Source organism: Pedobacter sp. KBS0701 (genome assembly GCF_005938645.2).
In the GTDB taxonomy this organism is placed as follows: domain Bacteria; phylum Bacteroidota; class Bacteroidia; order Sphingobacteriales; family Sphingobacteriaceae; genus Pedobacter.
Genome location: NZ_CP042171.1, coordinates 2,316,157 through 2,328,801 on the forward strand (window position 1 = coordinate 2,316,157; position 12,645 = coordinate 2,328,801).

Annotated in this window: 12 protein-coding genes; 1 reads left to right on the plus strand and 11 read right to left on the minus strand. The window is 36.7% G+C overall.

Features of this window, described 5'->3' with window-relative positions:
* Positions 1-106: 106 nt before the first annotated feature.
* The 11 genes from FFJ24_RS26470 to FFJ24_RS26035 all read right to left on the minus strand — a co-directional run bounded on the left by FFJ24_RS26470 (position 107) and on the right by FFJ24_RS26035 (position 11,019).
* Positions 107-286 carry a type II toxin-antitoxin system YoeB family toxin gene (locus tag FFJ24_RS26470; protein ID WP_246862778.1) on the minus strand — a complete coding sequence of 60 codons (180 nt, stop codon included), beginning with the start codon at positions 284-286 and terminating at the stop codon, positions 107-109.
* A 39-nt stretch (positions 287-325) separates the two neighbouring features.
* The gene (locus FFJ24_RS26030) at positions 326-475 is read right to left on the minus strand and encodes a DUF2683 family protein (RefSeq protein WP_168202422.1); all 150 of its coding nucleotides are present in this window, start codon (positions 473-475) and stop codon (positions 326-328) included.
* A gap of 107 nt (positions 476-582) precedes the next feature.
* Positions 583-2,232, minus strand: a complete 1,650-nt coding sequence (locus tag FFJ24_RS09125) for a MutS family DNA mismatch repair protein (RefSeq protein WP_138821210.1) — start codon at positions 2,230-2,232, stop codon at positions 583-585.
* 40 nt (positions 2,233-2,272) lie between these two features.
* Complete coding sequence (locus tag FFJ24_RS09130; protein ID WP_138821211.1) at positions 2,273-2,971, minus strand: LytTR family DNA-binding domain-containing protein; 699 nt, start codon at positions 2,969-2,971, stop codon at positions 2,273-2,275.
* Positions 2,968-4,011 (minus strand): sensor histidine kinase, encoded by a 1,044-nt coding sequence (locus tag FFJ24_RS09135; protein ID WP_168202423.1) that lies wholly within the window; start codon positions 4,009-4,011, stop codon positions 2,968-2,970. Before FFJ24_RS09135 ends, FFJ24_RS09130 begins: the two co-directional genes overlap by 4 nt.
* A 152-nt stretch (positions 4,012-4,163) precedes the next feature.
* Positions 4,164-5,387, minus strand: coding sequence for an ABC transporter permease (locus FFJ24_RS09140; protein WP_138821213.1), 1,224 nt, complete (start codon positions 5,385-5,387; stop codon positions 4,164-4,166).
* Positions 5,388-5,399: 12 nt separating this feature from the next.
* The gene (locus FFJ24_RS09145; RefSeq protein WP_138821214.1) at positions 5,400-6,146 is read right to left on the minus strand and encodes an ABC transporter ATP-binding protein; all 747 of its coding nucleotides are present in this window, start codon (positions 6,144-6,146) and stop codon (positions 5,400-5,402) included.
* Positions 6,146-7,339 carry an efflux RND transporter periplasmic adaptor subunit gene (locus FFJ24_RS09150; RefSeq protein ID WP_168202424.1) on the minus strand — a complete coding sequence of 398 codons (1,194 nt, stop codon included), beginning with the start codon at positions 7,337-7,339 and terminating at the stop codon, positions 6,146-6,148. Before FFJ24_RS09150 ends, FFJ24_RS09145 begins: the two co-directional genes overlap by 1 nt.
* Before the next feature lie 45 nt (positions 7,340-7,384).
* Positions 7,385-8,680 (minus strand): TolC family protein, encoded by a 1,296-nt coding sequence (locus FFJ24_RS09155; protein ID WP_138821216.1) that lies wholly within the window; start codon positions 8,678-8,680, stop codon positions 7,385-7,387.
* Positions 8,681-9,017: 337 nt separating this feature from the next.
* Positions 9,018-10,040, minus strand: coding sequence for an LD-carboxypeptidase (locus tag FFJ24_RS09160; protein WP_138821217.1), 1,023 nt, complete (start codon positions 10,038-10,040; stop codon positions 9,018-9,020).
* A gap of 817 nt (positions 10,041-10,857) precedes the next feature.
* Complete coding sequence (locus tag FFJ24_RS26035) at positions 10,858-11,019, minus strand: hypothetical protein (protein ID WP_168202425.1); 162 nt, start codon at positions 11,017-11,019, stop codon at positions 10,858-10,860.
* Between the two features lie 326 nt (positions 11,020-11,345).
* Between FFJ24_RS26035 and FFJ24_RS09165 the strand changes: the two genes are divergently transcribed.
* Positions 11,346-12,644 (plus strand): DEAD/DEAH box helicase, encoded by a 1,299-nt coding sequence (locus FFJ24_RS09165; RefSeq protein WP_138821218.1) that lies wholly within the window; start codon positions 11,346-11,348, stop codon positions 12,642-12,644.
* Position 12,645 lies beyond the last annotated feature (1 nt).

A 12,645-nucleotide genomic window follows, 5' to 3' on the forward strand; every position in this document is an offset into this window, starting at 1 on the left:
TAGTTTAGTTATCACTGTAATGACCAAGTGCTGAAACTATAGTAACGGTTACGATATCGTCTTCGATTAAACAAACAAGCCTGTCTTTTCTATTAATTTGTCTCTACTAAAATCCAGTTAAATCATATTTTAGTTTTTCTGGATTTCCAATTCCAGTTTCAGGATGTTCATAAAGTTCTAGAATAATTTGGTTCACTTTTTTGATAGAACCTTTATCTCCTGATTTCTCAATGGCAAGTACATTCTTTTGAGCTTTCTCTGATACAATTACTTTAAATTTTCCCATAATGATTTACTAGGGTCTAAAGTGATGTAATTACCATTCTTAATTTCCGCCAAGCTCTTTTTTATTTTCGCCAAATTCTGGATTGTAAGGACTTTCCTCTTCTTTTTGAAAAGAAACATCTAAAGCTTTTAAAACAGCTTCAATTGCAGCTTCCTGTTTTTTATTTTTAGGATGTGCGATTATAGTCATAACCATTGTTGTATAATAAAAAATAAAAAATTATTTAATCAACTGTCAATAATACATTACTATTGAAAGGATAGACTCTAAATATCAGTTCTGTACGAGAATCAAATTTAAGAACTTAAATCCTTACTAATCTGCAATGCTTCATGAATAATTTCCTTTGGATAATTAGACATTTCTAAAATTTTGATTGCATTTTTAGTTTTAAGCGGACCTTCTTTTAGTTTATGATCAAAAATAAGCTCATTATCAGTTATCGTTTCGGTAAAATGATAAAGTTCATATTCTTCTGCAAGCATATTGGACAATTCGATATCGTGCGTCGCCACAAAAGTGAGGTTTTGCTCACGGTTTAAATGCGATAATATGGCCTTTGCTGCTGCAATCCTTTCTATGGTGTTGGTACCTTTAAATACTTCATCCAGAATAAAAAGATTCTGATCAGGATTTTTAACTGCTTGAATCAGTGTCGACATTACATCAACTTCCTCTAAAAAATAGCTTTTACCCTGAAATAAGTTATCGTCGATTCTTATTGAAGTGTGCAATTTAAAAAATGGTGCTTTATATGCTTCAGCAAAACAAACATAAATGGTTTGAGCTAATAATGAATTGATGGCAACAGTACGTAGAAAAGTTGATTTGCCCGACATGTTTGAGCCTGTAATCAACATGCTTTTCTGATCCAGCATTACTTCATTTTCAATACAGTTACCGATCAACGGATGCCTGATACCTTTAATTTCAATTCCTTTATATCGTTCAATAAATTGAGGTTCGCAGATCTGTTCACTTTCTTTTAATGAAGCTACAGCAATTGCCATATCTATCGACCCAACATATTGGTAGAGGTTTAAAATATCATCCTGATTATTTTCGATCAGCTTGATCAACTTAAAAAAAGTAAAGATTTCGATTAAGAAAATTGCTTTAATGATCTCGAACAGGTAAAGTGGTACCTGACTTAAATCGCCTTGACTATTTTGACTGAAATCCTGATAAAGAATACCGATTCTTCGCTGAAATTTCCTGAACATCGGAATGGCGTTTTTTATTTTATCAGCCTCGAATGGTATTTTTTCTTTTACAAGTTTTCTCCAAACGTTAATCAAAATATTAAGCTGCGAGAGTGATTTGGTAAAAATAAGCAGGTGTTTTTTATTCCAATAATTTAAATAAGTGGCATTAAATGTAATCAGCAGCAGTGCAAATATTAAACAGACTGAAACTTTAATGGATAAAATCAATAAGACTGCTAAAATGAGCAGATCTAAAGAAAGCCATTTAAACCAGGATGGTTTTTCAACCAATTTATTATTGAACAATAATACCACAGAATAGCTTTCGTTGCTGTTCAATTTTACAAGTTCTGCGCGAACTCTTTCTCTTATTTCTTGATTTGCGGCAAAGAAATCAGCCTGATTTTTTAGTTTTTTAAGTTCCTCTAAGTTATTAGTTGGGTTTGCAAGTTTATTATAGAGGAATTGTTGCCCGATTTTACTTGTTGTACGATCAATTTTTGCAAATAGCTGATCGAAATCTATATCGGCCATGGTTTGGTGAGAAAGCGTATGAAATACTTTCTCCTTTACATAATTAGCATACCAACTTGCTTTATCGAAATTGATAGGTTCTGTTTTTTCTTTTCCCCAGCTGTCTTCAAGTTCCTTTAAAATCTGCTTTTTCTTTTTTCTCGAATCAAAAAGAGCAAATAACATTAAAAGTATTATGGCTGCAATGCCGAATAAAATATAGCTCATGTAAGATCCTAAACGCACACAATATACAGGATAAATGCTTTTATTTTAATAACTTTTCAATTACCTGTTTATAGCTATCGCTTACCGGCAATTCCTTATCGTCAATAAATAAAGCGTTTTTTCTAATCGATGTTATTTGATTGATATTTACGATAAATGATTTGTGGATTCTTTCGAAATAAGCGGGCAGTTGTTCTTCTATACTTTTCATACTCATACGCACTACCGCGGCTTTTGGACTGGTTGATATATGGATCTGGATATAATCTTTGAGTCCTTCTACGTAGGTAATCTCATTAAAATTGATCTTCATCAAGCTGTAGCCAACGTTTACAAACATATAATCCTGTTTGGGTAGGTTGTTATGTTCTGCTGATTGTTTAAGTTCGTAAAGATCTTTTGCTTTATTACAGGCTTTCATAAAACGATCGAGCGATACCGGTTTCATTAAATAATCCACTACATCGAGTGCAAAACCATCCAGTGCATATTGTTTATAGGCGGTTACTATAATTACCATTGGCTTTTTAATCAAACTTTGTATAAACTGTAAACCCGTAATGCCTGGCATCTGGATGTCGATAAAAATCAGGTCTATCGATTGTTCCTGCATAATTCTATTGGCAGCAAACGCATCATCACAACTGGCTACCAATTCTAAAAAAGGAATACGGCTAATGTTGTCAGCCAGTAATTGCAGGGCTAAAGGCTCATCATCAATGGCTAAACATCTTATCATACTGTTAATTTTAAAGTGAGGTAAACATTAAACCAGCCATCTTTTTTCTCAATTTCCAGCTGATGTTCTTTGCCATAAAGTAAATTTAACCTTCTGCTTACATTTGCAAGGCCAATGCCTGATGCAGCATCTTTTACCTCATTTTCATCTTCACTATATTTATTCCCGACAGTAAACGTCAAAAGTTCATTTTCTGTTTTTAAATCAACAAAGATCTGTGGTTTTTCGATCATCCCAACACCATGTTTAAAAGCATTTTCAATAAACGGGATCAGTAACATAGGTTCAATTTCATCAAACTCGCTTTCAATATTAATGTTCGTTTCTATCGCTACCTTTTTACCGAAACGCTGTTTTTGCAGATCAATATAAGCCTGCAGGTATTCGGTTTCTGTTTTGATGGACACCTTTTCCTCATCGGTTTCATAAAGCATATATTGCATCAAACCGGATAATTTCATCACTGTTGGCTCCAATTCATTGCTTTTTAGTCTTACCAATGCCACAATGTTATTTAAAACATTGAAAATAAAGTGTGGACTGATCTGCGAACGTAAAAATGAAAGTTCGGTTTTCATATTCTCCTGTTCGCGCTGCAAAGCTCTTTTCTCTTCGTTAATCCGGTCAGAAATCATGGTAAAAGCCGTACTGGCCGCAATAGTCAACAAAAATGTTGGCGTATTAAACCAAAGTGTACGGCCGAGGTTGAAATCAAAATCAGGCAGTAAAATCCTGAATAATATAGAGTGAATGGTAATGGCCAAAAGTAAACAGCCAATAAACGATAAACCATACCACAAATATTTCTTTCTATAAAAAAATGATGGAATTAAAACCTTATGATTTAAATAAAATATAGCAATCCAGTAAAAGTAACTGATGAAATTTAAGCGCAGGAACTGGTTTTCTTCGTAACTGCTTAGCGGGTGAGGGGGACGGCTACGGTTAACATTAATTATATAAGGCAAAGTGATCAAAACCACCCATACCAGAATATGGAGTGTAATTTTTATCCACTTTTTGGAGAAATTAATTGTCATTATTTTTTCTTTGGCGCTTTGCATCGCTAAGTTATTATTTATTATGTTTTTACGCTTTTGTCACGCCAATTTATTTCAGGGATCATGTTAAAATGCTTTAAGATCCCTACCTGCGCGGGGATGACGCGAGCGCTTAGCACTAGTGCTGATCGCTATTCGTATCTTAATGCATCAATCGGATCTAAATTAGAGGCTTTTTTAGCTGGATAATAGCCGAAGAAAACACCTGTAATGGCACATACAACAAAGGAAATAATGATTGAAGATTCTGAAATTAAAATTGGCCAGTTCAAAAAATAGGAGATGAGGTATGCTGAACTTACACCCAAAATCACCCCGATAATTCCGCCTGTAATACTGATTAAGATAGCCTCTATTAAAAATTGCATCAAAACATCTTGTCCGCGGGCACCGATAGACATACGTAAACCTATTTCGCGGGTACGTTCAGTAACCGAAACATACATAATATTCATAATCCCAATACCACCGATAAACAGTGAAATACCTGCAATAGCCGTTAAAAGAACGGTTAACATGCTACTGGTAGAACTAATGGTGCTGATTAACTCGGCCTGTGTACGAACCTGAAAATCATCAGTTTCTGGCGCAGTTAACCTGTGGCTTTCTCTTATAGCGTCAGATATTTCGGTTGTGGCAGTTGCACTTGAAGCTTCGGTAGTTGCAGAAGCATAAATACTCTGTAGATAATTGGTTGCGGTGATCCTTTTTTGTACGGTAGTGTAGGGAGCTAAGATAATATCGTCCTGATCCTGACCAAAATTACTCTGCCCTTTTGGCTCTAAAATACCGATTACCTGAAAAGGAATATTTTTAAACCTGATGATTTGCCCGATTGGGTTGCTTCCGTCAGGAAATAGGTTATCGATTACGGTTTTACCCAACAAACAAACCTTAGCGAAGCTTTTTACATCATTTTCAGAAAAAAGAATACCATCCTGGAGTTTTAACTGACGAATGTTCAAATACTCCGGACTTACCCCGGTAATGGTTGTTGGCCAGTTATAGCCGCCCTTAATGGCCTGTCCGCTGGTAGAAACCACGGGGGATAAACCATTTATATTTTTAGACTGTAATTTTTGAATCGCTGTAATATCTTCCAGTTTTAGGGTTTGGATGCTGCTTCCCTGTAAACGCACACCACCAGGTTCATTGCTTTGGGGCATTATGGTAATCATGTTCGAACCCATTCCTGATAATGAAGACCTGATACTTTGTTTAGAACCTTCACCAATGGCCATCATGGCAATTACCGCGGCCACACCAATAATGATGCCGAGCATGGTTAAAAAAGCACGTAGCTTATTTCTTTTTAATGCCCTGAAGGCAATCTTTAATAAATTTATAATGCTCATGATCTTCTCAAATTAGTAATCATCCGATTCTGGTAAATTGGCAAGTGCCTCTTTGGCCGAACGTTGATTTTGGTTAATGCTGTCCTTTTGGATTTTTCCGTCGCGAAGCATAATGGTCCTGGTACTAAAAGCAGCGATATCAGGCTCATGTGTTACAAAAACGATGGTTTTTCCTTCTGCATTCAATTCCTGCATCAATGCCATAATTTCATAAGAGGTTCGGGTATCCAGGTTTCCGGTAGCTTCATCTGCCAAGATCATCACCGGATGATTAACCAAAGCCCGGGCAATCGCCACACGCTGTTGTTGCCCCCCGGAAAGCTGACTCGGGGTATGATCAAACCGCTCGGCAAGTTTTACCGATTCGAGCGATTTAATGGCCCTTTCCTTGCGTTCTTGAGCCGTGATGGTTTTGTTGTAGAATAAGGGCAACTCAACATTCTCCAGTGCCGATGTTCTGGGCAAAAGGTTATAAGCCTGGAAAACAAAACCGATTTTGGTATTGCGCAAACCAGCCAATTCGTCACGGTTTAAGCTTTTAACATCAACACCATCAAGCAGATAACTACCTTCAGTAGGTTTATCTAAACAACCCAGGATGTTTAAAAGCGTCGTTTTACCCGAGCCGCTACTGCCCATAATGGTTACAAATTCGCCGGCCTTGATATCAAAAGTAATGCCTTTCAAAGCCCTGACGGTTTGATCTCCCATTACAAACTCACGTTTTAAATCGTGTATATCTAATATCTTCTGTTCCATTATTTTCTTCTGTTACCGCCCGGGCGTTTTGGCATAAAAGGACTGAATTGACCTTGTGCTGCCGCCTGACTTTTACCCATACTTTTTGAACCTGTAATTACTACATCTGCTGCTGCTAATCCAGACAAAACTTCAACATGTGTATTGTCATTTATACCGGTTTTAATTTTCTTCTGCAGCAATTCGTTTGGACTTTTTTGTACCCAAACATAAGCCTCATCTGCTCCGGCAGGTTTCCTGTCTGGGTTAACCCAGGTCATTTGATATTTACCCGCTAAAGTTGAATCCGGAGCAAATTTTATTGCCTTTGTAGGGATAAGCAGTGCATTATTTACCTCTTTAGTGAAGATGGTGATGTTTGCTGTCATACCTGGTTTTAACTTATTCGCATCATTTGAAGTATTGATGATGGTTTTATAGGTAACTACATTTGAGGAAATGGAAGGACTTAACCTGATTTCTTGTATGGTTCCTTTAAAAGTATCGTTTAAAAAAGCATCAACAGTAAACGTCGCTCGTTCTCCTTTTGAGATATCCCCTACATCTGCCTCATCTACAGAAGCTTCTACCTGCATTTTAGTCAGATCTTTCGCAATACTGAAAATGGTTGGTGTGCTAAAGCTGGCCGCTACAGTTGTTCCTTCACTAACACTCCTTGAAAGCACGGTTCCGTCAATGGGAGAATAAATGCTCGCCAGCGACAGATTCTTTTCAGCAGAAGCGAGTTGAGCCTTAATGCTATTCGCCGATGCTTTTGAAGCATTATAGGTGTATAGTGCATTATCATAGTCTGCTTTGCTCACCGCACCAACCTTATACAGGTTACTTTGACGGCTGAAATTGCCCTGCTGGTAAACCAATGCACTCTGAGCACTTACCAGGTTGGCCTGATATTGATTTACAGTAGCCTCAAACAGGGTTTTATCCAATTCTGCCAATAACTGTCCTTTTTTTACCTTCGAGTTAAAATCTGCATATAGCGTTTTAATGGTTCCCGAAACCTGGGTACCTACAGCTACCGTATCGACTGGCTGCACCTTTCCTGTGGCCGTAACATTTTCGGAAATATAACCCATTTTAGGTTTTTCGGTTTCGAGAACAACCACCTGTTCTTTTTTACGCAGTGCGAAGTACCAAACCGCAAACAATGCAACTGCGATACCAATGATAATAAATATTGTTTTCTTTTTCATGATTCAAATATTAAGTAGACTAGGCGGTAGCCATCATCATGTATTTTAGTTAGTAATAGGAACTCCCGTATAAAAATTATAGATTTTGGTATAAAGGCTTGCTGTATATTTTGCCTGAACAAAGGCCTGTAATGCCTGTACATATAAATTTTTCTGTTGCAGGTTCTCTACAATATTATTGGTACCTTCTTTTAAAGCTGCGTTCGAAATCCTTAATGCCTCGCTTGTATATTTAAACTGTTCCTGCGCAGCGGCATACTGGCTATTTGCATTTTGTACATTAATGTAAGCCCGTTCTACATTTTGAGTCAAAGTTGTTTTAGCATCTAAAAGTGATAAACGGGCCTGCTCGATACCAATATTTGCTTTCGCCACATTTGTTTTGGTCACTTTTCTATCAAAAATCGGGATGGAAAGTGTTAGGCCTAAGTTTTGATAAAAGCTATTATTTAACTGGTATCCATAACCTCCAATATTATTATTGTTATAACCTGCATTTAGCGATCCTCCTAAACTCAGCGTAGGGCGCAAGGTTGATTTTGCTTTGGCCAGTTCGGTAGTTTGAAGCTGGATATTCAATTCTCCGCTTTTAATTTCCGGACGGGTACGCAGGGCTTGATCTTGTGCTGAAGCCAAATTGTCCAATGCCGGGGCAACTGCAACGGTATCGGTTGCACTTACTTCAAAAGGAGTAGCTGTAGGCAATTGCAACAGCTGTTTTAAAGTTAAAATATTTTGCTGTAAAGTATTCTGTGCAGTAACCAAAGTATATTTATCATTGGCGTAAGTGGCCTGCAACTGCAAAAGGTCTTTTTTGGCAATGGTTCCAAATTTAAATTGCTGCTCTGATTGTTTAACCTGAGCTTCGCTGGTAGTTAACAGATCTTTTAAATAGGTGATGTTTTCTCTGGCCAATAAAATATTCAGATAAGCTTGGGTGATGGAAATGGTAATATCATTTTTAGCCGCTTCTACTGATAGATTTGCCGTTTGCAGACTGAGTTCTTTAGACTTGATTTCGTTTTTTAAATAACTTCCATTGTAAAGCGTCATATCCGAACTTAAGCCAAAACCACTTGTATTTTGCAAACCGGATTTATAATTGGTGATGGCTTGTGAAACATTTCCGGATAAATTTGGGAGTACAGCGGCTTTTGAAGCAATTAAATTTTGCTCAGCCGTTTGAGAACTCAGCTTTAAGGTATTGATGCTGATATTTTTTTCTTTGGCATACTCGATAGCCGTTTTCAGATCCCAAACCTGTGGGATATCCTGAGCTTTGGTTTTGTAGCCCGCACTAAGCAAAATGAGTACGACAATATATTTAATGTATCTGCTCATGGCGAATAAATTTTGTGTCTATAGAACTATTGAACACAAAAATATATCCGGTTAAGACCGCATTTTAAAAATTGAGACCAATGCAGGAAATGCTGCGACGAAAGATTAAAACTTTGAGATTAGTCAGTTTTGAATTTTAACAGAAAGCGTAGGCTTGTATGTTATTTTGACCATGATAAAGCTCGTCATTTCGAGCGGAGTACTACCTGTACCGATTTTACATCGGTAACGCAGCCGAGAACCACGAAGTGCTCAGCGAAGCTAAATCTATGGAGGTAGATCTCTCCATTCCACTACGTTTCAGTCGAGATGACGAAAATACGAATGGTAAATTAGGTTAAATCGTCCGTAATACCGAACCCGTTTCGTTTACGATCAAAATGTGATTTACACCACATTTTAGGGCGAAATTATTTCGTTGGTGCCCAACAGGGAAATTGAAAGCTACAGGATAATTGTATTCCTTTACTTTTTCTAATACGCTATCATAAATGGTTTTGCCGAATTCTTCGCCAACATCATCAGGTTTGATTTTAAAACCACCAACGATTAATCCCTTTAGGTTTTTCAGTTTGCCGCTGCGTTTTAGGTTCCACAACATCCTGTCAACGCTGTAGAGGTATTCGCCAGTATCTTCGATGAAGAGTATTTTCCCTTTTGTATCCAAATCAGAATCACTTCCTGCCAAAGTTTCGATGATACTCAGGTTTCCGCCCACTAAGATGCCATCAACTTTTCCTTGCCGGTTATTCATGTTAGAAGGAGCAGTATAGCCCATTTGTTCCCCAATCAAAGCATTTTTTATGGATAGAATTGTTTCAATCTGTATAGGTTCGGCTTTACTCCAATCATCAGGAAAACTATTGCACATTTTGGAATGGATAGAGGCAATGCCATAGTTTTTGGCCAAATGGCAATGTAAAACGGTAATATCACTAAAGCCAATAATCCATTTCGGCTTTCTTTTGAACAAAGAGAAATCGAGTTTATCGATTATCCGTACAAAACCATAACCGCCGCGGGCACACATAATGGCTTTAATTGTTGGATCATCAAGCATTTTCTGAAAATCCGCTAACCTTTCATCATCGGTACCGCCATAGGTAAAATCGCGTTTACCAATGGTATCGCCAATTTTTATGGTAAAACCCCAACTTTGCATCTGTAAAACTGAAGGCTGGATCTGCTCCAGGGTAATATATCCCGCCGGACTTGTTATTCCAATGGTATCACCAGGTTTCAAATAAGGAGGGATCTTAAATGATGAACTTTCGTTTTCAACGGTATTTGCGAGTGTTTTAAAAGCAGGAAGTATAGTTGCTGTCGCGATAAAGGAAGAAAGGAAATGTTTTCTGTTCATCTAAAATAGGAATGTAAATGCTAATATAGGATTTAAAATATTCGCATAAAAGAAAAGGGATTTATATCCATAAATCCCTTTTTTAAACCAAACAAATTAATCTGTAAAAGATTAGTATAATGTGAATTATATAGATAACCACGAATGAAATAAAATGTTTTGAGATTTTGAAAAAAATGTTTTGTTGGCCTTAGTGATAATTTATTGTTTAAAAATAAATATGAATGACGGCCATTAATTTACGCATAAATTCTCTCAAGTTATCGTCCTTTCGAGGTGATCAGATACCACTGCTCATTAAAATCTGTCTAGACAGATCTCTCCACTTCGCGTTGCTCTGTTCGAGGTGAGTGAAGCGAAGTATCTATTAATTACTTCACAGTTTTTTGACGCTATTAATGATTTGATAGCTCTTTAAACCGCTGTATGTGCCAAATAGCCCTGATGGAAACGAAAATACTTTTTGGTTCTTTTATATTGTATTTTCGAATTTTCACAAAAAGATTGCAGTGTACAGCAGGACCAAACCTTTACCATAAGCACTGAAACTGCGCTTCTAAATATCCGAAAGGTAGGGGCTTTGGTCGAGATCCTATGCTGTGCTCAAGATGACAGCATTTACGTAAAAAGGTAAAGGCTACCCATCGCGGATAGCCTTTGCTAACAACAAAACAAATATAAGATAACCAAATCTTACCTGATTGAGCAGAATCAGGTAAAGTGCTATGAGATACACTTTGCGGCCTAGTAATGGATTCGAACCATTATAAAAAGTTTATGAAACTCCAACCTTCCCATCGGTCAACTGGCCCATTATTTATAACTGTCTTAATGCTAAATAATCTCTTAATTCTAAAATCTGTTCTTTATTTAAGCTATCTTCCCCTGCCGAATTCTGTGGCTCATCAGTTTGTGTTTTTAACGGATAGGTGAAGACCGGATATTCATCTATAGCAGGATATTGAAAATAAATAGACATGATTTTAGTTTTTAACAGTTCAACATATTTTTCTTATTGATTAATGCTGAGCAAATATATAAATAAGTATATAATATCTATAGATTTAGTAGTTATTATTTTCAATAACACATTAACATATTCATTTTCAGTTAATTATTTTTTTTAATGTAAGCTGTTTTTAATTTTATAAATAGCTCCAGATGATATAAAACTTGCAGAAATAAACAGATAGTGGTGCTAAAGTAACCAATCGCTGGCGGCATACATTTCGATGCCTTTAAATTCAATTTCAGAAAAGCTAATTATTTTAAGGATATTTGCAGTTCAACATTAAAATAGTAATTGTGTCTTTAGATAAATTAAAACTTAGTAAACCACTTGTTGCCGCCATGACTGATGCGGGATTTTTAACTCCAAAAGAAATCCAGGCCAGAACAATGTCGCGCATTTTAGGTGGACAAGATGTTATAGCGGTGGGACCGGAGGGTTCAGGAAAAACAACAACTTATGTTTTAGCTACTTTAATGAAATTGAAATACGCCTTTGAGGAAGCACCCAGGGCTTTAATTTTAGTGCCAGACGCAGAACATGTAGATCATGTTTTGGAACAATTTAAATTATTAAACCGGAACAGTACATTTAGAATTTTGGGAATTGATAGCCGTGGCGCTGTTGATACCCAAATGAATGAAATCACAGATGGCTGTGATATTATTGTTGCAGTACCAGACCGTGCACGTGCCTTATACCTGAAATTGGCATTAAACACGAACAAAATCCAGTTATTTATAGTTGATAATGCAGAGCTTATTGTTAAAAAAGGCCTGCAATTACCAGTTGTAGAATTAGCTAACAGTGCTTATAAATCTCAGCATGTGGTGTTTACCGAGGTAATGCACGAAAAATTAAACCACATGATTTCGCCTTTTATGAAAGATTCTACTACAACCATCGAGGTTGATGAAATAAGAGAAAAGCAGGCGGAAGTTTATCAGCAAATGCTTTATCTGGTACCGAATTTCAGAACAAAGCTAAATCTGTTAATCTTATTACTAGGCGATACGGAAGTTTTTGATAAAGTTGTTGTTTTTGTAAATACACGGTTAACTGCACAAACAGTTTATAAAAACTTTAATCAGCATAAAGAAGGTGAAATTAGCATTTACCGCTCGCTGTTTTTTGATGATAAGGGTTATGATGATATTGATGACTTTAAAGATAACCCAAAGGCAAGAGTTTTAATTGTTGCGAATGAGAATTTAGGCGAACTCAATATTGAAGGAATTCCTTTTATCCTGCACTTTGAATTGCCAGAGCAGAAAGAAACCTTAATTCAGCGCATTGTTAAGCATGGCGATGAAGATGTGGTGGCCATTACTTTTTCTACCGATATTGAATTGATTGAAGTGAAAAAAATTGAACAGGCTATTGGCCAGAAATTAGAGATCATGGAATTGCCTGAAGATTTAAAAGTGGTTGATGCTGCTGATAAACCTAAGAAAAAGAAAGGTGCCGAAGAAGATGGATCTTCAGAGCGCGGTGCTGCATTTCATGAAAAAAAAGCCAGCAACCTTAAAAACTACAATTATAGTGCAGGCACTAAAGCCAAAATGACCTATAAGAATAAAAAAGGATTGTCTTAAT

Excerpts from the sequence above, each read along its gene's own strand:
- FFJ24_RS09155 (WP_138821216.1), bottom strand. The coding sequence starts at position 8,680 with ATGAGCAGATACATTAAATATATTGTCGTACTCATTTTGCTTAGTGCG.
- FFJ24_RS09160 (WP_138821217.1), bottom strand. The coding sequence starts at position 10,040 with ATGAACAGAAAACATTTCCTTTCTTCCTTTATCGCGACAGCAACTATA.
- FFJ24_RS09135 (WP_168202423.1), bottom strand. The coding sequence starts at position 4,011 with ATGACAATTAATTTCTCCAAAAAGTGGATAAAAATTACACTCCATATT.
- FFJ24_RS09125 (WP_138821210.1), bottom strand. The coding sequence starts at position 2,232 with ATGAGCTATATTTTATTCGGCATTGCAGCCATAATACTTTTAATGTTA.
- FFJ24_RS09145 (WP_138821214.1), bottom strand. The coding sequence starts at position 6,146 with ATGGAACAGAAGATATTAGATATACACGATTTAAAACGTGAGTTTGTA.
- FFJ24_RS09150 (WP_168202424.1), bottom strand. The coding sequence starts at position 7,339 with ATGAAAAAGAAAACAATATTTATTATCATTGGTATCGCAGTTGCATTG.
- FFJ24_RS09130 (WP_138821211.1), bottom strand. The coding sequence starts at position 2,971 with ATGATAAGATGTTTAGCCATTGATGATGAGCCTTTAGCCCTGCAATTA.
- FFJ24_RS26035 (WP_168202425.1), bottom strand. The coding sequence starts at position 11,019 with ATGTCTATTTATTTTCAATATCCTGCTATAGATGAATATCCGGTCTTC.
- FFJ24_RS26030 (WP_168202422.1), bottom strand. The coding sequence starts at position 475 with ATGACTATAATCGCACATCCTAAAAATAAAAAACAGGAAGCTGCAATT.
- FFJ24_RS26470 (WP_246862778.1), bottom strand. The coding sequence starts at position 286 with ATGGGAAAATTTAAAGTAATTGTATCAGAGAAAGCTCAAAAGAATGTA.
- FFJ24_RS09140 (WP_138821213.1), bottom strand. The coding sequence starts at position 5,387 with ATGAGCATTATAAATTTATTAAAGATTGCCTTCAGGGCATTAAAAAGA.